Below are 20,712 nucleotides of genomic sequence, written 5' to 3'. Positions count from 1 at the left end.
CAGATGGAGGAACGTGTAAAGGCTGATATTTGGTATATGGAGCATTGGACAATACTGCTTGATATATATATCATATATAAGACTGTGGCGAATGTGATTGTGGGAGAGAAGAATGCATATTGATACAACAATAATAAAATTTATTCATAAATACTATACGCCAAAAGTGGATGCTAACATTTTAATTGAAAAATTATGAAAATTACAGCAGTAATTCCTATTCGTGCAGGTTCACAACGTGTAAAAAACAAAAATTTACGTGCATTTGCCAATACTAATCTTATGGAACTGAAAATTAACACTTTGTTGCGAGTCCCTGAATTGACTTCAATTGTTGTCAATACAAATTCTGAACTTGCGATAGATATTGTTAATAAATGTTATCGGGGGGGGTAAAAACCCATCGTCGAGAAGAGTATTACGCTTCCTCCCAATGTAGTGGAAGTGAATTTTTTCGTCATTTAGGTGAAGTGACAGATACCGATATTTTTGTGTATTGTCCGTGTACTTCACCATTTATTAAATCAGAAACAATATCGCAATGCATTAATCAGTTTCTTACTGCACCAGGTTACGATTGTCTTGCTACTGTATCAAATGTCAAAGAGTTCCTTTGGCTTGAAGGCAAGCCTATAAACTATGATCCAGTTAATGCTCCAAATTCTCAAGATCTTCCTAATGTAGTAGCTCTTAACTTTGGAGTCACTGTAGTGCGCAAGGAAGACCTTATAAAGAATTCAAATATCATTGGAAAGAATCCTCAATTCGTTATTACTAGCGACATTGAAGCTATTGACATTGATACTCCTTTGGACTTTTATATTGCTGAACAGTTATATAAGAAAACGGAGATAGAAAAAAAAGGCTTACTAGAATAGATTGATTAACGTACCGGATGTGTTGTGATGAGTTGTAATATTAATTTTAACAAAATATTATTTTATGAAAACAATTACAGCAATTATTCCTGTACGTGCAGGAAGTACCCGGTTGAAAAACAAAAATGTAGCTCCTTTTGCGGGAACTAATTTACTGGTTAATAAGATTATGCAGTTAAAACAAGTTCCAGAGATAACAGATATTGTTGTCTCTTCCGATTCAGACTTGATGTTGGAGATGGCACATTTGGCTGGTGCAAAAACACATAAGCGTGCTCCTGAATTTTGCGATGAAAAATCTAAAACTTTTGGAGAAGTCGTTCGTCATATTGCAGAAAGTGTAGAAGGTGAGACTATTCTTTGGGCTACATGTACGTCTCCTTTAGTATTTCCGAAAGACTATAAGGGTGCAATTAAGGCTTATTATGAAGCTCTAAATAATGGTTTCGACTCTTTAATGAGTGTAGAGAGTTTTAAACGCTATATTTGGAACGAAGAAGGTCCCTTGAATTATGAATTAGGACTTAAACATGTACCTAGTCAGCAACTACCTACATTATATTTTGTGACGGACGGTATATTAATGGCCCCTCGTGAAAAAATGATTGAATGGGCTTATTTTCATGGTAGTCATCCTTATAAGTTTGTAGTGGATAAACGAACGGGGTGTGACATTGATGATGGTCTTGATTTGGCTTGCGCGCGCGCTTGGCTTGATATGGATGAATCGGTGTCACAGATTGATCCATATATGGTAAATGCTGTTGAAAGAAATGATAAATAAATTATATAGCTCCTGTTCATTTATTCCCTTTTTCTTTCGTCAATAAGCAAAGGAAAGAGATAAGTCCTCAAATGAAGGCTTTCTTTTAAAAGCCATATCTTAGCTGTCAACTAAAACTGAAATTTTATGTATAGCAATGAAGATCTCGAAAGCTTTCCGAAGATTTTAATTATTTGGACATTGGGGACATGAGCTCTTTGTTTTCTTGAAAGATGGGTAATTCTCGATAGATAATAATTTATTAGAACAAACGATTCACAAACTTACTATTCAACGCAATAATTCACTTCATTATGGCAGTGACGCAGGTGTTGAGATGACGGCAATTTACTACAGTGTAATCAGAACGGTTAAACTTCATGGTAGTTCTGCATGGGATTTCTTGGAAACTGAATTTAGCAAAGTCTTTATATGCTAAAGAAGAAGGACAACAGCCTTGGACATTTATGGGTAATAATATAAAACCTGTAATTGTGAAAGAAAGTTTTGATGTACATGATGAAGATGATATTAAGCGTACAGAGAGATGGTTATTGGAAGAAGGTATAAAATATGAATAAGATGAAAACAGTTTTAGTAACAGGAGCAGGGATTTATTGGTGCTGCAATTGCAAGAAGTTTATTAAGCGTTGGAAACAAAGTGGTTATTATCGATAATCTTACCACTGGAAAGATTGATTAAGAGATATTCTATTGAATTCTTATATGCCTCTTATTTTTGTGACATTTCGTCATGCTTCTTACTATAACGACTTACCTAGCCAAAAATTATATTGTTTAGTGAGCAATGAGGCAAAAGATTGAAACACAATATATCTGAAAGAAATTTTAATAGGATTTGCATTTTGGCTCCTTATCTTCGGTTGATTATGCAAAGGAATCTACTTTTGAGATATTGATTGGGAGAAAGAGTTTTTATTACTGAGATAATGTATAAAAGTATATATAATATCTGATAAAGAAGGGTGTAACAACAAATGTCTAAGGAAGTGAGACATTAGTATTAGGCTCTATTAATGGAAAGTTGAAACGGTAATTGTATATAATAATTTATTGTTCTAATAAAATGAATAAATCTAAAACCTCAAGGGTATGTATACCTTGCTCTACATATGTGCTTACTTTCTATCTATTGATGAGTAGTCAAAAGGAGATTGACAATACATTTTTCTTTTTTGCTCATACAATACCTGAAAATATCAGAAATAAGTTCCCAAATTCTACATTTATTGATTTAAAGGATTTTTGGCATAAGAATAAATATGTTCTGGCTTTATATACTCTTGTAAAAAGGAAAAAGGACTGGGCTTTTATTTTTGATGCTGATATTTATGGATTAGATTTTTATTGGGATTTGTTGAGAGGATTGAAAATGAATTATATTGAGGATTGTCCTAATGTTTTAGATATTTGGGAAAATTCAAATCTCTATCGCGAATATAAAGAATTTGAAACATATTCTCTTTTGAAAAAAAGGCTAAAACATTTGCTTTTTGGGGATTATTACCAACATCCTGTAGGAACAAGCAGTATGGTTACAACTATTTATACATCTTCCCCTTATAATAAGCCTTATCATAAGAATAAAAAGAATATAGTAAAAAGATTATCCGAAGAATGGGAAGGTAGTTCTAAGGAAAAGAAACAATATATTCTTGGTGTATTTGATTTAAACAAAGAGGATCTTCAAAAATTAGCAAGTCGTAAAGTGATACTTCTTACCCAAGCTTTTGTTGAAGATGGGAAAATGTCAGATAAAGAACAGATTGAAATGTATCGTACAATAATCGAACACTATGGTGAGAAAAATATCATTATAAAAAAACATCCTCGTGATGGAAGGAATTATGAGAAAGAATTTCCACAAGCGTTGCATTTTAATAAGAATATACCAATGCAAATGCTTGCTGTCATGGGAGTTTCGTTTGAATGTGTGGTAACAGTAAACTCTTCTTCTGCTTTATCTTTCGGAGCAGAGGCTAATATAGATTGGTGGGGTGAACAGATGGATGAGGAACTTATTTGTGATGAGGGGTTCTTGACGCTGAAAGAAGCTAAACAGGTTTTATTACATTAATTGTAGTATAATGCAAAAGACTACCTATGGGGCGTAGTGATAAACTAGTAAAGAATATTTCTTTTATAGTAATTGGTAACATTGGATCTAAATTGATGGGGTTCTTCATGTTGCCGTTTTATACTAATTGGCTTTCACCCGCTGATTATGGGACTACTGATCTTTTGATTGTTTATGCAAATTTGTTACTCAATGTGGTTGCTTGTGATATAAGCGATGCCATATACATATATCCAGTAGGAGCCACGAAGCAAAAAGTATGTAATTACTATTCTACAGGGTTTATATTTCAGTTTTTGTGTTCCATAATATGCCTGTTTGTATTTTGGGGTATCTCTTATTTACCTATGAAAAATATTTTCATAGATAATATATGGTTTATCTATGGAATTCTTATTTCTAATGTTTTTCAAAAATATACACAGGACTTTTGTCGAGGTATCAACCAAATGTCTGTGTTCAGTTTTACAGGTATTGTACAGACAATAACGACAACACTTCTTTCTTTTCTTTTGATACCTACCCAAGGAGTATATGGTTTTGTATTAGCAACTATTGGAGCCAATATTGCTACGGCATTATTTACATTTTTTTATTCTAACTCCTATAAGTATTTGTCAATTAATGATTGGGATAAGGAAGCTTTGACAGAAATGCTTCGTTTTTCTATTCCATTGATACCTACTTCTATATTGTGGTGGCTAATTTCGGGGTTGAACAGACCTTTATTAGAAGATTATGTAGGTTTATTTGCTCTTGGGTTGATGGCGGTTGCAGGGAAATTACCGGGAATTATGAATTTAATTTTTAATTTTTTTCAGCAAGCATGGATTGTTACTGTTGTTGAAGAATATAAGAAACTTGATTTTGCTATCTATTACAATAAGATGTTTCAGATGATTATGTTTGTGCAGATGTTGGTCTATTTTATCATATTGATGTTTGCTAAACTTTTTATCAATTTAATGACAGCAAAAGAGTTTCATGAGGCTTGGGTATATATTCCACTGCTAACTATTTCAGTAATATTTTCCAATGCTAGTGCATTTTTGGGAACTATATTTTCAGCTGTACGACAAAGTAAATATACTTTCTATTCAGTAGTTGTAGGTGGAGTAGCAGCGGTAGTATTTAATTTTTTATTGATTCCTAAATGGGGGTTATGGGGAGCTTGTGTAGCTATTTGTTTATCTCATCTGTTGACTGCTCTTTCTCGAGTGTATTATTCTCGTAGGTTTGTGAAGTTCACCAGCAGTTGGTATATGATAAAACAATTATTAATATTAATGTTAGCATATGTGGTGATTTTGATTTTGAATGATGGGAAGCTCGTCTTTGCTTATACTGCATGTTTATTACTTTATTTATATTTTAATAAGCAGAATGTGTTGAATATGAGCGCTTTTGTCTTAAATAAAATATCGAAAAGACGGAAAAGATGAGAAAGATTTGTTTTGTTACGTGTGGTGCTTTGCCTGTACCGGCTATAAAAGGAGGAGCTATTGAACAATTAATAGAACTATTGATAAACGAAAATGAGAGAACTCCCAAATTCGAGTTTACAGTAGTGGAGTGTTGTGATTCAAAAGTTGAACAAGAGTTTAAGAAATACAAGTATACTCATTTTGTACAATTAAAACATCCTAAATCTAGAGAGAACAAACTTTGGTGGAAATTAAGAGGAGGGGTGAGGAAATTAACAGGAAATGATATATCAATCATACTTCCTTTTAATCGTAGAGTGAGAAATTTTTTGTGCAATAGAGGAGCTGATTTTGATTATATAATCAGTGAAGGTTGTGAAATTGGTGTTTTCTCTAAGCCCTCCAAAATGTATGGAGCCGATAAATTTGTCAATCATATACATTGTGAGACTTTTTCCACCCCTTTTCAGGAAAATACATTTGGTCATATTATTGCAGTAGGTGATTTTATTAAAAAGCAATTCATGTCATCTATGACTAAAAAAGATATGTCTATATCGGTTTTAAAAAACAGGATAGACTTGTCTAAGTTTGCTAAGAATATTCACCTCGAAGAGAAAACTGAAATACGTCGGAAATTAGGGTTTTCATTGGATGATTTTGTAATCATTTACTGTGGAAGGATTATTGAAGTAAAAGGAGTTAAAGAGTTGATAGAAGCTGTCCTTTCTATAGATAACCCTAAAATAAAAGTGATGATTGTAGGATCGTCCGATTTTAAAGGAGCCCAAATGACAGATTATCAATCTTCTGTTTGTAATATGGCCGCTCAGCATAAAGACAGGGTTGCATTTACCGGCTATATTGATAATATGAATCTGTATCGTTATCATAAATCGGCTAATATAGCAGTAGTACCAAGCATTTGTGAAGAAGCTTTTAATATAGCAATATTAGAATTTTTGGCTTCGGGAATCCCTACTATTGCAACCCGTTCGGGTGGGATGGTTGAAGAAGGTACGTCAGCAACAACTTTGTTTATAAATAAAGAATATGATCTTGTAAATAATATCCGGAGAGCGATTATGGAGTTGTATAATGATCCTTCTAAGCTTTCTGTTATGAGTAAAAATAGTGTTGAGCGTTCGCGTTTGTTTGATAAAAATATGTATCTAAACGAATTTGAGAATGTTATAAATCAGCTAGGGCAAAACGAATGAAACATCTGAGATAAAACATAATTCTTGAGTATGTTGCATATATTGGTAATACTTATCATATTAATACATTTTTGCCTATGCTTTAAGTCTTTGGCTTATGGTTGTGCATTTTATATTGCAGTAAAAATGATTATACCTACCCCGACGCGGGTTGCAGGATTAAGTTTATACACTTTTATGCTGGTTATTCTCATCTTTTTTGCTATGGTAAAGCATATAAGATGGAGAAAAAGTAAGAAAAATGTTAAATCCGCTACGTTTCCTTTCGTTTATCTCATTTTCCCAATTGCGATATTGGGTGTTTTTGGTGTAGTCGATTATAGTTTTCAATATCGAAGTCTTATACAGTTTGCGTTAACGGAAATTTCACCCTTTTTTTTGTTAATGATTGCCATAAAGAATGAAGATGAACTTCGTTTGTGTGTGAAAACATTGATCATTTCTTATTTGATAATAGGAGTTTGGGGAATTGTCACTTATATCACCCATATAAACTTGTACGTATTACTTTTTGCTAATGCATTCGATTATTCTGGAGAGTTGTATGTAGGGAACGGTACGGAAGTATTGAGAGGGGTTCTAAGCTCAAGTGCATCAGGAAATCAATCCGAAGGAGCCATACCTTGGGGGCAAATTTCATTGGTTATGCTGACTTTTGGATTATTCTATCAGAAAATAGACAGTAAAATTTTAAAGAATAGCTTTATTATATTGGCGGTTCTGAATTGCTTCCTTTCTACTAAGCGCTCTGTCATTGTGCCGATGTTATTGCTTCTTGGCTATATATTTGTGAATAAAGGTATTTTCACTAGAAAGAATCTGATAAGAGGCATAGGTATCGTGATTATCGGTATTGTTTTGTATATCAATGTTCCGGTTGTACGCGAGATTTACCATTCTAATATTGAGACGGCTTTGTTTTTCTGGGATGATGATTTGGCTGCCGAACATGATTTTAAAGGGTCGGATAAAAGTATGCGTGTAAGACAAGCCATTTATGTCAATAATCTTATTTCCGACCATTTTTTGACTGGGTTGGGATATGGTTACCCGATAGTCCATAACATGAAGTATCATGGCGCTACAGATGCTTGGTACTTTGAAAGCCTTTATTTGGACGCTATTGCTTCTTCTGGTTATATAGGTCTTTTGGTTTGGATATTCTTTTTCTTTTTGTTGATAAATAGAACCAATATTGCATGTCGAAATAAACTCGACAATTATTCATTGCATGGGGGATACGTGCTGTCTGTCTTTCTGACTAATATTTATTGTTCGTTTGCTTATTATATGATTGTAACGGCATTGTTCATTAAATACAAGCAGATTTATATTTATTCTATTTATCGTCCTCAATGTTCTATACAAGAAGCTGAATCTAAATAAATGGATATGAAAATAGAGTTGACGATAATCATTCCTGTCTACAATGTTGAAAAATATATTGAGAAATGTATCCAATCTGTTATTAATCAAACATACGATGGAGGGATAGAGTGCATTATAGTGAATGATTGTTCTCCTGATGCCAGTATGGAAATCGTAGAAAGAATACTGAATGGATATAATGGTCACATTCGTTTTACGATAAAACACAGACAAAAAAATGGCGGATTGTCTGCGGCACGTAATGAAGGAATCAATATGGCCCATGGAGTTTATTTATATTTCTTAGATAGTGATGACTGGCTGGTGCCGGAATGTATCGAACGGCTAATGGATATAGCTCATAAATATCCTCAAGCTGAAATTGTACAAGCTGGTGCTGTAGTTACAAAGCTGGGATATGAGTATCTCAGTATGATGAATAATAAACGTGTATCTGAGTATACTGATGATGAAAAGATTATAAAAAGATATATGTTGCGTTCGATTTATCCGCCTACTGTCTGGAATAAATTGATAAAACGTGAATGGTTGGTTCAGTACGACTTGTTTTTCAAAGAAGGACTTTTGCATGAAGATGATTATTGGAATTTCTTTGCTGCTAAATATGTAAAATCATATGCTATCTGTAAAATGGATACCTATGTTTATAACATTCGTCAGGGGAGTATAACACAACTTCCCAATGAAAAAAATATAGAATCACGCCTGATAGCTATCAATGATTTTATGGCGCATATGGATGAATTATGTATCGGTGCCCAACGTGATTTAATTTTCAGATTGGCTTATTCAAATTATGTAAATTCAACAGATAACCATTATCGTGATATGTTTCGCAATAAGTTACGGATTTTATACTTCCACTGTGGATTTACGGGAAAAATTATAATATGGTTGATATTACATCTTCCATATTCTGTTCATCGGATTAATGTCATGAAGTGGGGAGTAGAACGTGGCCTGTCTAAATTGGTGTAAATTTATTATCAATGAAAGTATCAGTAATAGTGCCGGTTTACAACTGTGAAGATTGGCTGAGACAGTGCATAGATAGTCTGCTTTGTGAAGATAGTTCGTGCGAACAGGAAATAATATTGGTAGATGACGGGAGTACCGACAATTCAGGCAGAATCTGTGATGAATACACTTCCCGATATAAAAGTGTAAAGACCATACATACAGTAAATCAGGGAGTAAGTTTCGCTCGGAATTTAGGCTTGGAGCAGTCGTCAGGTGAATGGATTATGTTTGTAGATGGAGATGATGTGTTGGTAAAGAATGCTTTGAATATTCTTTATCATCAGATACAATTTTATAAATATGATTTGACGCGTTTTGGAATGTATCTTTTTAAAAACAGTAAAAAGATACATTCATATGAAGCGTCTTTTAGTTGCGACAGAGAGGAATATATAGATTTGGTGATACAACGGAAAGCTAATTTGGGCGTTGCGGGCGGGATTTATAAGCGTTCTCTTTTCTTTGAATATGAAATTCGTTTCACTCCTGGTATTCGTATTGGTGAAGATTGGATTGTGTTGTTTAAACTATTGTGTCATGCGAATAGCTTTTATTATTACAATGCCGAGTTATACGGATATCGAGTGAATCAGAATAGTGTAACAAGAAACAGAAAAATCTGTAGTGTCAGAGCTGATGCTTTGATAGCGTTTAATATAATTCTTGATTATACAAGGCAACATCAAATAGCTGTCAATCCAAAGTCTATATATAAAGCAAAATCTGATTTAAGACGTAATGTCATGAAAGAGGCTATATTGAGCAAGTCTAAAAGTATATATGAAGGGACAGAAAAGGTGCTGGCTCAATATGCTGATCAATCGTTATGGAGGGATTGGCTTTATAGTGAGAGAATGAAGCATAAAGTCGGTTTTTTAGTTTATAAAATTTTATCCTGGACTTATCGAGTTAGATGATTTAGAATAATATAAAGCCAAGAAAATATGACAAATGTTTTAATGTGTGGCTCTGCTCTTTCTATAAAAGGTGGAATGGTGTCGGTTGTGAATAACTATCTTAATTATAAAGATTGGAAGGATGTGAAAATATCCTATATACCTACTCATATTAATGCACATAAATATATTCTGATATTGTACTTTATGTGGGCATATATTAAGATATTATGTCTGACTTTAGCAGGTAAGGTTGATATAGTGCATTTACATACGGCAGAACGAGGAAGTTTTTTTAGAAAAGCATTTTTAGTACAAACTTTCAGTTTTTTAGGAATCAAGACTGTGATGCATCATCATGCGGCAGAGTTTGAACAATTTTATGCAAATCTTCCTGAAAAAAGAAAGAAATATGTCAGGCATATCCTTGAGTTGACTGATTTGAATATAGTTTTAGGTGAAAGTTTTGTCCGTTTATTGAAGGAGAAAGCACCGAATGCTAAAGTAAAAGTTTTACATAATGCAGTGGGGGTCTATTCTTATAATCCATATAATAAAGATGCGAAAAATATTCTTTTTCTTGGAGTGATCTGTGAGCGTAAAGGTATATACGATTTATTACAAGCCATAAAATTGTTAGACTCTCAGATTGATAAAAATATAAAGTTATATTTATGTGGTGATGGAGAAATAGATAAAGTTCAACAAATGATAAATGAATTAGGTATCAGTTATCGTATTGCTCATATAGGTTGGATTGTGGGAGAACAAAAAAAGACTTTTATGGAGCATGCAATGGTTAACATTCTGCCTTCTTATAATGAAGGACTTCCTATGACTATTCTTGAAACAATGGCTTATGGTATTCCTAATATTAGCACGAATATAGCTTCTATTCCGGAAGTATTGCATAACAATAAAAATGGCTTTTTGGTAAAGCCTGGTGATATTGATGCTTTAGCTGAGGTTATAAAAGAAATTATAGAAAATAGATCTTTGAGAGAAGAATTTAGTCAAGAATCCTATCAACTGATATCTGAATCATTTTCTCTTGATAAAAATATAGAAATTTTAAAGAGCTATTACAAATCTCTCATTTAAATAAAACCGTTTTTATGAATAAAGTAATGTTGGTTTTCGGTACACGTCCGGAGGCTATAAAGATGGCACCCTTAGTTAAGGAGTTTCAACTACATTCTGATGAATTTAAAACTATAGTATGTGTAACGGGGCAACATCGCGAAATGTTGGACCAGGTTCTTCAAATATTTGATATCCAGTCGGATTATGATTTGAATATTATGAAGCAAGGGCAGGACTTATATGATGTGACAGCTCGTGTTTTGACAGGTATGCGTGATGTACTTAAGGCCGTTCAGCCAGATTTGGTATTGGTACACGGTGACACCACAACTTCCACAGCTGCTGCATTGGCTGCTTTTTATCAACAGATCCCGGTAGGACATGTAGAGGCTGGGTTGCGTACTCATAATATTTACAGTCCATGGCCGGAAGAAATGAATCGGTTGATTACTGGACGTATTGCTGGTTGTCATTTTGCTCCGACGTCATTGAGCAAACAGAATTTATTAAATGAAGGTGTGTCGGAAGAAAAAATAGCAATTACGGGTAATACTGTAATCGATGCACTTCATATAGTGGTGGATAAGATAAAAAATGATGATGAGTTGGAGGCTGCTTTAAAAAATGCTTTAAGGAGGAACGGTTATAATATGGATCGTTTAATCAACGGTAAGAAGTTGGTTCTTATAACAGGACATCGGCGTGAAAACTTTGGTGATGGATTTCTTTCAATGTGCCAGGCTGTAAAAGCATTAACGGTGAAGTATCCTGATGTAGATTTTGTCTACCCAATGCACTTGAATCCTAATGTTCGTAAACCAATTCATGAGGTTTTTGGTGAAAATCTGACTGACTTGGGAAATATGTTCTTTATAGAACCTTTGGAGTATCTTTTATTTGTCTATTTGATGGAGAATTCCACTATTATTCTTACCGATAGCGGGGGCATTCAAGAAGAAGCTCCTGGTTTGGGAAAACCTGTTTTGGTTATGCGTGATACAACGGAACGTCCGGAAGCATTGGAGGCGGGAACTGTAAAATTAGTAGGAACTAATTATGATAAGATAGTGGCAGAAGTTTCTGAATTGCTTGATAACAAAACTCATTATGAGCAAATGAGTAAGGCAGTTAATCCTTATGGCGATGGTAAAGCTTGTGAGCGCATTGTGGATTTTCTTAGAAAACAAATGAAATGAAAGTTGTTCCAGTAAAAATTAGAAATGTAAACGTATATCCATTTCAGGATATGGAGGAATTGATAGATTATACGGTCGATAAAAAGAAGCTGTTATTGTCATTGAATGCTGAAATTATAATGAGGGCGGAAGGAGAAGTGGCAGATATAATCAATTCCAATGTTGGGTATGCAGATGGTTATGGAGCTGTAAAAGCTATGTACCGTAAAGGTGAGAAGGAGTTAAAACGTATTCCTGGGTGTGAGTTATGGTTGGAACTAGTAAAAAGGTATCACTCTTTGAAAACATTTTATTTAATTGGAAGTACGGAGGATACTATTTGTGCCACAGTTAAGAAATTGAAAGAACTTTATCCGGATATTAATATTGTAGGATATCGTAATGGCTTTATCAAGGAAACTTCAGAAAAAGAGGCTTTATTGGTCGATGTGAAGGAAAAGAAGCCGGATTTTGTTTTCGTGGCAATGGGATTCCCAATACAAGAATTGTTGATGTATGAATTATATAGAATTCATACTGCTACTTATTTGAATTTGGGAGGTAGTTTTGATGTTTTTACTAATAAAGTAAGTCGTGCTCCAAGATGGATTCAAAATATAGGGATGGAGTGGTTCTATCGTTTCATTACTCATCCGAGTCGATATAAACGTCAAGTTGTATATTGGCAGTTTTTGTGCGCTTATTATGGGGGGCGTCTATAATAGAGGAAATAAATAAACTGCTAAGAGTTGAAGCGTTGGATTATATAATTAATATTCATGAAAATAATTGTGGTATAAAATAAATGTTGAAAATGTTGAGATGTAATAAACACGTGAGTGTTTCGTATGTGAGATGAAAAAAATGTAGGTCCCTAGCTTCATGCTGTTTACAGCATGATTCTCCTACATTGTGGATTAGAAATAGCGCGACGGCGCATTTCTAATCTACGCCCTGACATCGGAGGTTAAAGCCGATGTGAATTTCCCACTATATCAACTGTCTGTGAAGATCGTTGATATTTCTTTTTATTCCCATTATACCGGATAATAGCCTCTTCTTTCTTTGTTTATATGTTCTAATTTTTGTAACTTTATAGCATATAAAACAGTAATAAAGAAACGATGGAACATTCAGAATTTGTTGTGAAATGTTATAATAAACAAGAGTTGGCGCAGATGTATTTTCCTGATTTGACGATTCGTGCTTCGGTCAATAAACTCCGAAGGTGGATGAGGAGATGCAAGCCATTGATGAATGAGATACTGTCTACTGACTTTCATCCGAAGACAAAGGCATTTTCTGTGAGAGAGGTACGGCTTATTACCTATTATTTAGGAAAGCCGGGAGAGCTATAAATGCTGTAATAATTGAATTTCTAAATGATATAAACATAAAAAAGAACTACGGGAGACTGCACTTTCGCCAGCTCCCGTAGTTCTTTTTATATATCCATATACTCCTTGCGACTGTCAAAACAGGGACAAGCTTTATGAATCGAAGCACTAAGTTGATAATGCCCCATGATTTGCGCTTCCGGATACTGATGTTTGAGAATCGTCAGTAAGTCAAGCAACGCAAAACGCTGTGCCTGTGTTCTCGTATCTGCCGGACGGCCTTCTTCATCCAGTCCACCTTCATAACAGATTCCAATACTGTGCCGGTTGAATCCTCTCACATGCGCTCCCGGTTCCGATACCGGCCGGCAATGGTGAAGTTCCCCATTGCGGGTGATGTAAAAATGATAACCTATATCCTTGAAACCTCGTTGCAGATGACATTGGCGAAGCTGCTCTACGGTGAAGGGAACATTGCAGCGCGTTGCGCTGCAATGAATCACCAACAACTTAATCTCACGTGGGAGATAGCTTTCTTCTGAATTTTCCATATCGGTCAGCAGGAGATTAATGCCCCACACAGGACGTTACACCGATAGCCGAGATGATAGAAGTCGCGATAGTCACGATAAACTGGAGAATGTTTTTCCAAAGTTGCTTTTTCATACGAATTTAAATTAAAGAATAGATACTCATGTATTATAAACTATAAACTCAAGAACCAATCAACAACCGGTTGATTATGCTGCCGGGTCCGGAGCTTCTCCGCTGCCGGAGCCTCCTTGATTGTCGTCACCATCATCAGGAAGTGGATCTTTATCCGAATCTGCAGAAGAATCACTTTTATACAATGTATAATCCAGCGTCTTACACAGTTTGCGAAGGTCACTTCCCGGATAAAAAAGCACTTTGCCCTTATCGATACACGATGCCTTGAATTCTTTTACCGTATCAGTAGGAGTACCCGTTTTGATACTCATACGGAAATTTCCCAGATCACCCATCTGCACGATGTTTCCTTCCTCCAGTACATTAACGATTTCGAGCAGGAACTCACCGATACAACCTTCCAATTCTCCTTTGGAGTAAGAAGAACGTTCGGTAATTCGTTTGCAGACTTCCTTGACCGTTACTTTGCGACCGCTACGCGCCACTGCATAGTACTTCGGAGTTTCATCAGGTTTCAACAGGTTCTTGCGAGCCATGAGAGTGTAATTCTGTGCCATAAACTTTTAATTTTTAATTTCTAATTTTTAAATGTTTAATTCTCTTGTAATCGATTACATGACAAAAGTAATACATTGGAAAAGTGACATGACGCATAGTGACGTACACGGGCGCATAGATAAAAAGAAAAAACATTGGGAGATTTGTATCGAAACTTCCCAATGTTTGATTTCAATTATTGAGATGTTTTTTTCAAATCTCTCGATGTTTTTCCGATTCTCCAAAAGGACAAAAGGACAAAAAGACACCTATGACTGTTATTTATTCATCTTAGTATAAGAACCATGAGATATCTTGCTGATTTTTATTCCGTTAAGTGATTTTAGAAGACGTGTAACCTTACGAAGGTTGAAATCGTATTTTGCGCCAATCTGAATTGCTTCATCTGTAGTGAAGCTGTCAGGCAACTCATTGACGAAATTGCGAATAATGTCCGGATTCTTCAGAGGACGGACTGCAGGAGCCGGCATGGATGAGTGTAACAGACGGCTGTGCTCGTAACAACATAGAACGATTTGAAGAGATCGTTCGAAATCGGCATCTATACAATAAATTTCGGAGGAGAGATCGGTTGCCTCAAATTGTCGGATGCGGGTCTGAATCATGCTGATACGCATCACCAGAAAAGCATAGCGCTTCACTACGGCTTGGAGATCATCATTGCCCTCCATCGCTACCTCGGACAGCATACGTGAGAAAATCTCATTCAGACGGTTCCATTGCGGACGGGTGAAATGAAATAAAACAGGATGCGCCAGGCAGAAATTATATAGTTCGTAGACACGATGGGCAATCGGCTTGAAAGAGTCTTCCAATGAAATACAATCATCACCCATCTCTTTCCAGTGGGGAGCTTCACGGAAAGTGTAAGCCAGAATACGGCTGGGAAGTCCGTTCCCGTAACTGTTTAACAAACAGTCTATCTGTCCGGGAGTGCCCGTTAGAAGCAAAGCTAATTTGGGATAACGGATATAGATTGGGATGATACCGTTGGCTTTATAGGAAGAATCAATGTTTTCGTGCTCAAAAGCTTTGCGGAGCATATCATCGAAGTTACCACAATCCAGGTGATTGGCTGTGGAGAGCGTTTGGGCTTCCGTATCGAAAATGATACTTCCCTGCGAACCGTTGTCCTGCATCTGAATTTGCATACGGGTGTAACTGGTAGTGGCGGGAATGAATAACATTTTAAAAGGAGGTCTTTGAGGCTCTTCGGAACACGTTTCTCCTTTTTTCCTTTTCCGCTGACATTCTGCTTGCCAGGTATTGTGCGCTGTATGGTAGTTTTTTAACATGGATTCACTGGTAGACAGTATTTCAGTCTGTATTTCTTCCAATAGATAGCGTCCGGTTTGGGCAATGCTTTTACCGCTGCCGGCAGAAGAAAATATGACACTGAACAAATGGGGGGAATATTTTTTGTGGTTATAAATTCCGAAAGTTTGTGGAAGTGCCGCACTTAGTGCGGTAAGATCGGAAAGGAGGGAGATGTCTTGTTCGCGGTCGCTTGCGTCTTCAATGATACAGTCATTCAGTAGATCGGGAAGATTATTGTACAAATCGCGCGGGAATAAAGGTGTTCCTTTCCTGAATTCTTCTCCCAGCCAATAGGCTTCTTCGGTGCTATCGGAGTTTTCTAAAGTACCATAGGGGATTTTTGTCCTTATGTCCTTTTGAAAGGAAGAAGAGGTGGCTGTAGAGGAAGCAGGTGCGTGCTCGTTAACTTGCTTGTATCCAGATGATAAAACACTTGTCAATTCTTCGGGACGAAAATCTGTATGCTCGAAAAATGCAGTAAGCTCACGTAATATGCTTTCTTGCGGATAGTGTCGGCGGGAGGCTTCGCAGGCAAGTTTAAAGACGTTGGAATGACGTTGTCCGGCTGTCAGGGGATGGAGGAAAATATAGGACGAAATAAATTGGGCGATTTCTGCTTCAGACACGTTTTCCGGGGTATTATCCTGGAGAGGAAAGGGAGGAAGCACTTTATTTTCAGAGGAAACGTTTGTTTCCTCTTTTAGATGTGGTTCCAACACAAATGCCTGATAAAGACCGGCAACATATCCATTGGGCGAATAACTGAAATAACATAGGCGACTTTCGTCCTTGCAGGCCGGATCACTCTCCAATCCCAACAATTGATTGTAGTAACGGCTCACTAATTGCTGCCCTTCACGATGGCGGTTTTCGATACCTTCCACATAGGCGAAAACTTTCACTCCGTCGGTAGGACTTTCTATGACCGCTACCGTGTGAGGATCTGCCGCACAACGTTGGATGACTTGAAGACGATCTTTTACATGATCGTAATCGAGCCCGACAATATGGCTGGGGAGGAGGAAGTTTTTGATGGCATGTGCTCCGTCAAAAGTACCTGCCGGAGTGAAACAGGGGAGCTGGCTCTTCAACTTCTGTGCCGCGGCATGGTCTCCTTCTGCATAGTATCGGCGGATAGCGTTTACGATAGAGGCATAGACCGGGTGAATACACATAATGATGACTTCAAGGAAAGACATGACTTTGGGCTTTTTTGAATACACGTTCTCGTAAACCGAGACTTTGATTTCTTCTAAGGCTTTCATATAAAATTGTTTTTTGTAAGATTGAGTTACCTGACTATCAGATAACGGGAACAAAGGTCGGGATATTAAAAATAGGGTTGCTTCCCTATGTGAATAGTACTTGATAAAGCAAATAAAAACTGAAATATTATAAATTATTAATCATAGAATGACATGGCAAAAGAAAAACAGGAACCATACGAGTTTTTGAGCAATTTGGTATTGGCTTTAATGGATATGGATCGTATTTTTAGTAATAGTTTTTTTACGAGCGAACTTGATATCTCTCCCAAAACACTGAGTGAGATAAGACGGGGAGAGGATATGTGTATTTATCAGTATGTGCGCGTGATCCGGTGTATGACGGAGTATCTTCATTTAATCATCCGGATGGATATGTTGCTGAAGGAGTTAAGAACCGTATTAGCTTCCAATTGCGATTTGGTGGTTGCTACGGTTCCACACCGTTTTCATGGGATTTGCCAACCGAAAGAGTGGGTGGTAGTGATGCAATGGGATGGGGTGAAATTGTGATTTCTACAGAAAATGGGGCATTTTTTCAATCTTTTTGCCTGAATCCTTTCTTTATTTAATTTTTTTTATATCTTTGCTTTCATATTGAGAAACACGGATAAAAACTCACTTATTTATTCATATAAACTTAATAAATTATGTTCAAAGCTCCTTTCTCATTTGACGGTCGTATTCGTAGAATCGAATACTTCTTGTCAGGCATTATTGGTGGTATAGTTTCTAGTATTGCATGGGCACTAGGCGTAGGTACATTTGTTTTGGGTGCTGCCAGCGGATCGGCCGGGGGATCAGTATTTGGTTTATTGATCGGTCTTGCTGCTATGATTGCATCTGTTTGGTTCTCTCTGGCACAGGGGGTGAAACGTCTGCACGACTTAAACAAATCCGGTTGGCTGATTTTGTTGTGCTGTGTGCCTATTATTGGTTGGATTTTTGCATTGTACATGCTGTTTGCAGATGGCACGGTAGGTCCTAATCCTTATGGTGCAGATCCGAAAAACCGTATGCCGTATCAGGCACAACCTGCTTCTGTAAACGTGACTGTAAACGTTTCAAGAGAAGATGTAAAAGTTGACAAGCCGGTAGAAGCTGCTCCTGCACCTGCGGAAGCTCCTGTAGAGGAAGATAAAGAAAAGGCTGAATAATCATATTAAAGAAGAAATAATAGAGCCTCCTGCGAAATTCGTTTTGCAGGAGGTTTTTTTGTTATTAACCTGTTTGTTATTCAATATTTTGTCTAAATTTGTAAGTGTAACATAATAAATAATGATTTGTAAGATGAAAGAGTATATTCCCAATCCGGTGGATACAGGACACATCCAACTCCCGAAGGAATTGGAATACCTGGTAGAAGAAATGGCTAAGAATGTTCATGAGGTCTGGTCGAAAACCAGAATAGAACAAGGTTGGACGTATGGCGAAAAGCGGGATGATGCATTGAAACAGCATCCGTGCCTGGTTCCGTATGAAGAATTGCCTGAAGAAGAAAAGGTATATGACAGAAATTCTTCAGTGGAAACCTTGAAACTGATAATGAAACTGGGGTTTAAGATTTCGAAGGATGAAAAATAGATGATGAATGATGGCAACAACCTTATTCAGAATTTATTTTTATCTTTGAAATCCATTATAAACAGAAAAAGAAATAGATATGAAAAAAGTAATTTGCAGTGAGAAAGCTCCGGGGGCTATCGGTCCTTATAGTCAGGCGATAGAAGCTAATGGTATGGTATTTGTGTCTGGTCAGTTGCCTATTGATGCCGCTACGGGACAGATGGCTGAAGGGATAGAAGGACAGGCTCGCCAGTCGTTGGAGAATATCAAACACATTCTTGAAGAAGCAGGATTGACAATGGGAAACATTGTCAAAACCACTGTATTTCTTCAGGATATGTCCCTGTTTGCAGGGATGAATGGCGTGTATGCCACGTATTTTGACGGAGCTTTTCCGGCACGTTCGGCGGTTGCCGTAAAAGCTCTGCCCAAGGATGCGTTAGTAGAGATTGAGTGTATCGCGGTTCGCTAACAAATCTGCGACAATGAAACTGCTGCCTCCTACAAAGATCAGATCTTTTGGGGGGCAGTTCTTTTTTGCCGCCTGTACAGCTTCTACAACAGTGGGGTAGGTGGTACCTTTCAATCCGGCTTCTTCTGCCAATGCTAGTAGTTCATTTTCCGGAAGCGCGCGTTTCACGCTTGCTTTGGTAAAATAATAGGTGGCATATTTCGGCAATGCTCGCAGAACTCCCCGGATGTCTTTGTCATTGACCATGCCGAATACAAAATGGATCTCCTGATCGAAGGTTTTGTGAATGGCATTGAGCTGTACATGGATATATTCGATTCCATCAACATTATGTCCCGTGTCACAGATAATATCCGGATAGCTGTGTACTTTCTGCCAACGCCCCATCAGACCGGTGAGCTGACATACGTTTGCAAGACCTGCGCGATAGTCTTGGGATCTGATGTTGTAGTTCAGACGGGTCAGTGTCGCAAGGGCTTTTAGGATGGTGAACATATTTTCGAATTGGTAAGCTCCGCTCAACTCTGTGAAAAGTCCGAAAGGAAACATCTCATTGTGGATTTTGATAGCATCTTTTCTTTTGTCGAGTATCCGGTCTAGCGCACGTAGACTGTCTGGCAGGTCTAACATGAGTAATGCTTGCCGCATCTGATTTGCCTCTTCTTCTGATTGTTCGTCTATTGCTTCGATCATTTCGTGCATGCTCTGAATTGTGTTGTCCATCATCGGTCTTATTTCTTGCAATTTCGAATAAGGAACTATTTCCATGTCCCAGTATCGGGTATTTTCACGGGCATATTCGATGGGCGCATTCTTTTCTTTAGCTTTCATGGTAAATACACGTTTCACCGCCCCTTGGGCTCTGCCGATAACGACTGGAACTCCTTCTTTGATAATTCCGGCTTTCTCTTTGGCAATCTTCGTCAGCGTGTCACCCAGATATTGGGTGTGGTCGAGGCCTATGTTGGTGATAACACACAAATCCGGATGGATGATATTCGTACAGTCCAATCTTCCGCCCATGCCTACTTCGATAACTGCTACATCTACTTTCTGGTCGGCAAAATAACGGAATGCCATAGCGGTGGTCAGTTCGAAGAATGAAGGATGCAGCGGCTCGAAGAAAGAGCGATGCTCTTCTACGAAATTGACTACATACTCTTCTGGTATCATCTCACCGTTGATACGGATACGTTCGCGGAAGTCGATTAAATGAGGGGAGGTGAATAGTCCTACCCGGTAACCGGCGCATTGCAATACGGCTGCGATGGTATGTGAACAGGATCCTTTTCCATTGGTTCCGGCGATATGTATCGTCTTGAATTGTTGATGAGGATGCCCAAAATGTTCGTCCAATTTGTGTGTGGTCTCTAAACCCGGCTTATATGCTTTGCTTCCTATTTGTTGAAACATTGGCGCACTCTCATATAAGTACTTTAAAGTGTTCTGATAGTCCATGTTTTATAATATTTAACTTCGGGCAATCTTTATTGCCCGCTAATTTGTTTATCTTTAGAACCGTCAATCTAACCGTAAATGCGGGGATTGGCGAATGAGATTGCAAATATCAACATTTAAATCT

General features: G+C 37.1%; 24 protein-coding genes and 1 pseudogene. 20 read left to right on the top strand and 5 right to left on the bottom strand.

Going from position 1 to position 20,712, the window contains the following annotated elements:
- The 16 genes and pseudogenes from DW862_RS21935 to DW862_RS21865 all read left to right on the top strand — a co-directional run.
- A partial coding sequence (locus DW862_RS21935; protein WP_133304338.1) for a sugar transferase occupies positions 1-123 on the top strand: 123 nt, incomplete at its 5' end.
- Positions 124-195: 72 nt separating this feature from the next.
- A complete protein-coding gene (locus tag DW862_RS26505) occupies positions 196-396 on the top strand; it encodes a cytidylyltransferase domain-containing protein (protein ID WP_225479948.1) in 201 nt (66 codons plus the stop codon).
- Between the two features lie 74 nt (positions 397-470).
- The gene (locus tag DW862_RS26500) at positions 471-878 is read left to right on the top strand and encodes a cytidylyltransferase (RefSeq protein WP_243636520.1); all 408 of its coding nucleotides are present in this window, start codon (positions 471-473) and stop codon (positions 876-878) included.
- A 64-nt stretch (positions 879-942) separates the two neighbouring features.
- Positions 943-1,662, top strand: coding sequence for a cytidylyltransferase domain-containing protein (locus tag DW862_RS21925; RefSeq protein WP_055236178.1), 720 nt, complete (start codon positions 943-945; stop codon positions 1,660-1,662).
- Between the two features lie 140 nt (positions 1,663-1,802).
- A pseudogene (locus tag DW862_RS26495) lies at positions 1,803-2,080 on the top strand (transposase); the annotation flags it as partial.
- Complete coding sequence (locus DW862_RS21920; RefSeq protein WP_055236179.1) at positions 2,022-2,222, top strand: hypothetical protein; 201 nt, start codon at positions 2,022-2,024, stop codon at positions 2,220-2,222. The pseudogene DW862_RS26495 and the gene DW862_RS21920, both read left to right, overlap by 59 nt.
- 506 nt (positions 2,223-2,728) lie before the next feature.
- Entirely contained in the window at positions 2,729-3,739 is a 1,011-nt protein-coding gene (locus DW862_RS21910; protein ID WP_055236180.1) for a glycosyltransferase family 52, read from the top strand.
- Between the two features lie 26 nt (positions 3,740-3,765).
- A complete protein-coding gene (locus tag DW862_RS21905) occupies positions 3,766-5,181 on the top strand; it encodes an oligosaccharide flippase family protein (protein ID WP_055236181.1) in 1,416 nt (471 codons plus the stop codon).
- On the top strand, positions 5,178-6,383 hold the full coding sequence (locus tag DW862_RS21900; protein WP_055236182.1) for a glycosyltransferase family 4 protein: 1,206 nt from the start codon (positions 5,178-5,180) through the stop codon (positions 6,381-6,383). Before DW862_RS21905 ends, DW862_RS21900 begins: the two co-directional genes overlap by 4 nt.
- A 90-nt stretch (positions 6,384-6,473) precedes the next feature.
- Positions 6,474-7,769, top strand: a complete 1,296-nt coding sequence (locus DW862_RS21895) for an O-antigen ligase family protein (protein WP_240141823.1) — start codon at positions 6,474-6,476, stop codon at positions 7,767-7,769.
- A 6-nt stretch (positions 7,770-7,775) separates the two neighbouring features.
- The gene (locus DW862_RS21890) at positions 7,776-8,750 is read left to right on the top strand and encodes a glycosyltransferase family 2 protein (protein WP_055236203.1); all 975 of its coding nucleotides are present in this window, start codon (positions 7,776-7,778) and stop codon (positions 8,748-8,750) included.
- 11 nt (positions 8,751-8,761) lie between these two features.
- Positions 8,762-9,709, top strand: a complete 948-nt coding sequence (locus DW862_RS21885; RefSeq protein WP_055236184.1) for a glycosyltransferase — start codon at positions 8,762-8,764, stop codon at positions 9,707-9,709.
- A 27-nt stretch (positions 9,710-9,736) separates the two neighbouring features.
- A complete protein-coding gene (locus DW862_RS21880; protein ID WP_055236185.1) occupies positions 9,737-10,789 on the top strand; it encodes a glycosyltransferase family 4 protein in 1,053 nt (350 codons plus the stop codon).
- Between the two features lie 14 nt (positions 10,790-10,803).
- Positions 10,804-11,967 (top strand): non-hydrolyzing UDP-N-acetylglucosamine 2-epimerase, encoded by a 1,164-nt coding sequence (gene wecB / locus DW862_RS21875; RefSeq protein ID WP_120070401.1) that lies wholly within the window; start codon positions 10,804-10,806, stop codon positions 11,965-11,967.
- The gene (locus DW862_RS21870; protein WP_055236187.1) at positions 11,964-12,668 is read left to right on the top strand and encodes a WecB/TagA/CpsF family glycosyltransferase; all 705 of its coding nucleotides are present in this window, start codon (positions 11,964-11,966) and stop codon (positions 12,666-12,668) included. Before wecB ends, DW862_RS21870 begins: the two co-directional genes overlap by 4 nt.
- 402 nt (positions 12,669-13,070) lie before the next feature.
- On the top strand, positions 13,071-13,304 hold the full coding sequence (locus tag DW862_RS21865; protein WP_008025410.1) for a DUF4248 domain-containing protein: 234 nt from the start codon (positions 13,071-13,073) through the stop codon (positions 13,302-13,304).
- A gap of 86 nt (positions 13,305-13,390) precedes the next feature.
- Here DW862_RS21865 and DW862_RS21860 read toward each other — a convergent pair whose 3' ends face one another.
- The 4 genes from DW862_RS21860 to DW862_RS21845 all read right to left on the bottom strand — a co-directional run bounded on the left by DW862_RS21860 (position 13,391) and on the right by DW862_RS21845 (position 17,092).
- Entirely contained in the window at positions 13,391-13,834 is a 444-nt protein-coding gene (locus DW862_RS21860) for an N-acetylmuramoyl-L-alanine amidase (RefSeq protein ID WP_008025408.1), read from the bottom strand.
- A gap of 16 nt (positions 13,835-13,850) precedes the next feature.
- On the bottom strand, positions 13,851-13,949 hold the full coding sequence (locus DW862_RS26075) for a smalltalk protein (protein ID WP_004303901.1): 99 nt from the start codon (positions 13,947-13,949) through the stop codon (positions 13,851-13,853).
- 74 nt (positions 13,950-14,023) lie between these two features.
- Positions 14,024-14,509 carry an HU family DNA-binding protein gene (locus DW862_RS21855; protein ID WP_008025406.1) on the bottom strand — a complete coding sequence of 162 codons (486 nt, stop codon included), beginning with the start codon at positions 14,507-14,509 and terminating at the stop codon, positions 14,024-14,026.
- 258 nt (positions 14,510-14,767) lie between these two features.
- Positions 14,768-17,092 carry a DUF3987 domain-containing protein gene (locus DW862_RS21845; RefSeq protein WP_120070397.1) on the bottom strand — a complete coding sequence of 775 codons (2,325 nt, stop codon included), beginning with the start codon at positions 17,090-17,092 and terminating at the stop codon, positions 14,768-14,770.
- Between the two features lie 153 nt (positions 17,093-17,245).
- On the opposite strand from DW862_RS21845, the gene DW862_RS21840 reads away from it, so the two are divergent.
- From DW862_RS21840 to DW862_RS21825, 4 genes are all read left to right on the top strand, one after another.
- Positions 17,246-17,605: a hypothetical protein gene (locus DW862_RS21840; protein ID WP_087323381.1), complete on the top strand. Its 360-nt coding sequence runs from the start codon at positions 17,246-17,248 to the stop codon at positions 17,603-17,605.
- Between the two features lie 137 nt (positions 17,606-17,742).
- On the top strand, positions 17,743-18,249 hold the full coding sequence (locus tag DW862_RS21835) for a DUF805 domain-containing protein (RefSeq protein WP_120070395.1): 507 nt from the start codon (positions 17,743-17,745) through the stop codon (positions 18,247-18,249).
- Positions 18,250-18,382: 133 nt separating this feature from the next.
- Positions 18,383-18,676 carry a RyR domain-containing protein gene (locus tag DW862_RS21830; RefSeq protein WP_165861959.1) on the top strand — a complete coding sequence of 98 codons (294 nt, stop codon included), beginning with the start codon at positions 18,383-18,385 and terminating at the stop codon, positions 18,674-18,676.
- Positions 18,677-18,755: 79 nt separating this feature from the next.
- The gene (locus DW862_RS21825) at positions 18,756-19,130 is read left to right on the top strand and encodes a RidA family protein (protein WP_004327226.1); all 375 of its coding nucleotides are present in this window, start codon (positions 18,756-18,758) and stop codon (positions 19,128-19,130) included.
- On the opposite strand, the gene DW862_RS21820 is transcribed toward DW862_RS21825, so the two are convergent.
- The gene (locus DW862_RS21820; protein WP_120070390.1) at positions 19,098-20,588 is read right to left on the bottom strand and encodes a folylpolyglutamate synthase/dihydrofolate synthase family protein; all 1,491 of its coding nucleotides are present in this window, start codon (positions 20,586-20,588) and stop codon (positions 19,098-19,100) included. The two genes, DW862_RS21825 and DW862_RS21820, sit on opposite strands and share 33 nt — an antisense overlap.
- Positions 20,589-20,712: the final 124 nt, after the last annotated feature.

It is taken from the genome of Bacteroides sp. AM37-9 (genome assembly GCF_003603455.1).
Taxonomy (GTDB): Bacteria; Bacteroidota; Bacteroidia; order Bacteroidales; family Bacteroidaceae; genus Bacteroides; species Bacteroides xylanisolvens.
This window is presented reverse-complemented; position numbering and strand designations above follow the sequence as displayed.

Excerpts from the sequence above, each read along its gene's own strand:
- DW862_RS21840 (WP_087323381.1), top strand. The coding sequence starts at position 17,246 with ATGGCAAAAGAAAAACAGGAACCATACGAGTTTTTGAGCAATTTGGTA.
- DW862_RS21825 (WP_004327226.1), top strand. The coding sequence starts at position 18,756 with ATGAAAAAAGTAATTTGCAGTGAGAAAGCTCCGGGGGCTATCGGTCCT.
- DW862_RS21830 (WP_165861959.1), top strand. The coding sequence starts at position 18,383 with ATGAAAGAGTATATTCCCAATCCGGTGGATACAGGACACATCCAACTC.
- DW862_RS21820 (WP_120070390.1), bottom strand. The coding sequence starts at position 20,588 with ATGGACTATCAGAACACTTTAAAGTACTTATATGAGAGTGCGCCAATG.
- DW862_RS21865 (WP_008025410.1), top strand. The coding sequence starts at position 13,071 with ATGGAACATTCAGAATTTGTTGTGAAATGTTATAATAAACAAGAGTTG.
- DW862_RS21905 (WP_055236181.1), top strand. The coding sequence starts at position 3,766 with ATGGGGCGTAGTGATAAACTAGTAAAGAATATTTCTTTTATAGTAATT.
- DW862_RS21890 (WP_055236203.1), top strand. The coding sequence starts at position 7,776 with ATGAAAATAGAGTTGACGATAATCATTCCTGTCTACAATGTTGAAAAA.
- DW862_RS21900 (WP_055236182.1), top strand. The coding sequence starts at position 5,178 with ATGAGAAAGATTTGTTTTGTTACGTGTGGTGCTTTGCCTGTACCGGCT.
- DW862_RS26075 (WP_004303901.1), bottom strand. The coding sequence starts at position 13,949 with ATGAAAAAGCAACTTTGGAAAAACATTCTCCAGTTTATCGTGACTATC.
- DW862_RS21925 (WP_055236178.1), top strand. The coding sequence starts at position 943 with ATGAAAACAATTACAGCAATTATTCCTGTACGTGCAGGAAGTACCCGG.
- DW862_RS21870 (WP_055236187.1), top strand. The coding sequence starts at position 11,964 with ATGAAAGTTGTTCCAGTAAAAATTAGAAATGTAAACGTATATCCATTT.
- DW862_RS21835 (WP_120070395.1), top strand. The coding sequence starts at position 17,743 with ATGTTCAAAGCTCCTTTCTCATTTGACGGTCGTATTCGTAGAATCGAA.
- DW862_RS21885 (WP_055236184.1), top strand. The coding sequence starts at position 8,762 with ATGAAAGTATCAGTAATAGTGCCGGTTTACAACTGTGAAGATTGGCTG.
- DW862_RS21855 (WP_008025406.1), bottom strand. The coding sequence starts at position 14,509 with ATGGCACAGAATTACACTCTCATGGCTCGCAAGAACCTGTTGAAACCT.
- DW862_RS21880 (WP_055236185.1), top strand. The coding sequence starts at position 9,737 with ATGACAAATGTTTTAATGTGTGGCTCTGCTCTTTCTATAAAAGGTGGA.
- DW862_RS21920 (WP_055236179.1), top strand. The coding sequence starts at position 2,022 with ATGGTAGTTCTGCATGGGATTTCTTGGAAACTGAATTTAGCAAAGTCT.
- DW862_RS26505 (WP_225479948.1), top strand. The coding sequence starts at position 196 with ATGAAAATTACAGCAGTAATTCCTATTCGTGCAGGTTCACAACGTGTA.
- DW862_RS21860 (WP_008025408.1), bottom strand. The coding sequence starts at position 13,834 with ATGGAAAATTCAGAAGAAAGCTATCTCCCACGTGAGATTAAGTTGTTG.
- wecB (WP_120070401.1), top strand. The coding sequence starts at position 10,804 with ATGAATAAAGTAATGTTGGTTTTCGGTACACGTCCGGAGGCTATAAAG.
- DW862_RS21910 (WP_055236180.1), top strand. The coding sequence starts at position 2,729 with ATGAATAAATCTAAAACCTCAAGGGTATGTATACCTTGCTCTACATAT.
- DW862_RS21845 (WP_120070397.1), bottom strand. The coding sequence starts at position 17,092 with ATGAAAGCCTTAGAAGAAATCAAAGTCTCGGTTTACGAGAACGTGTAT.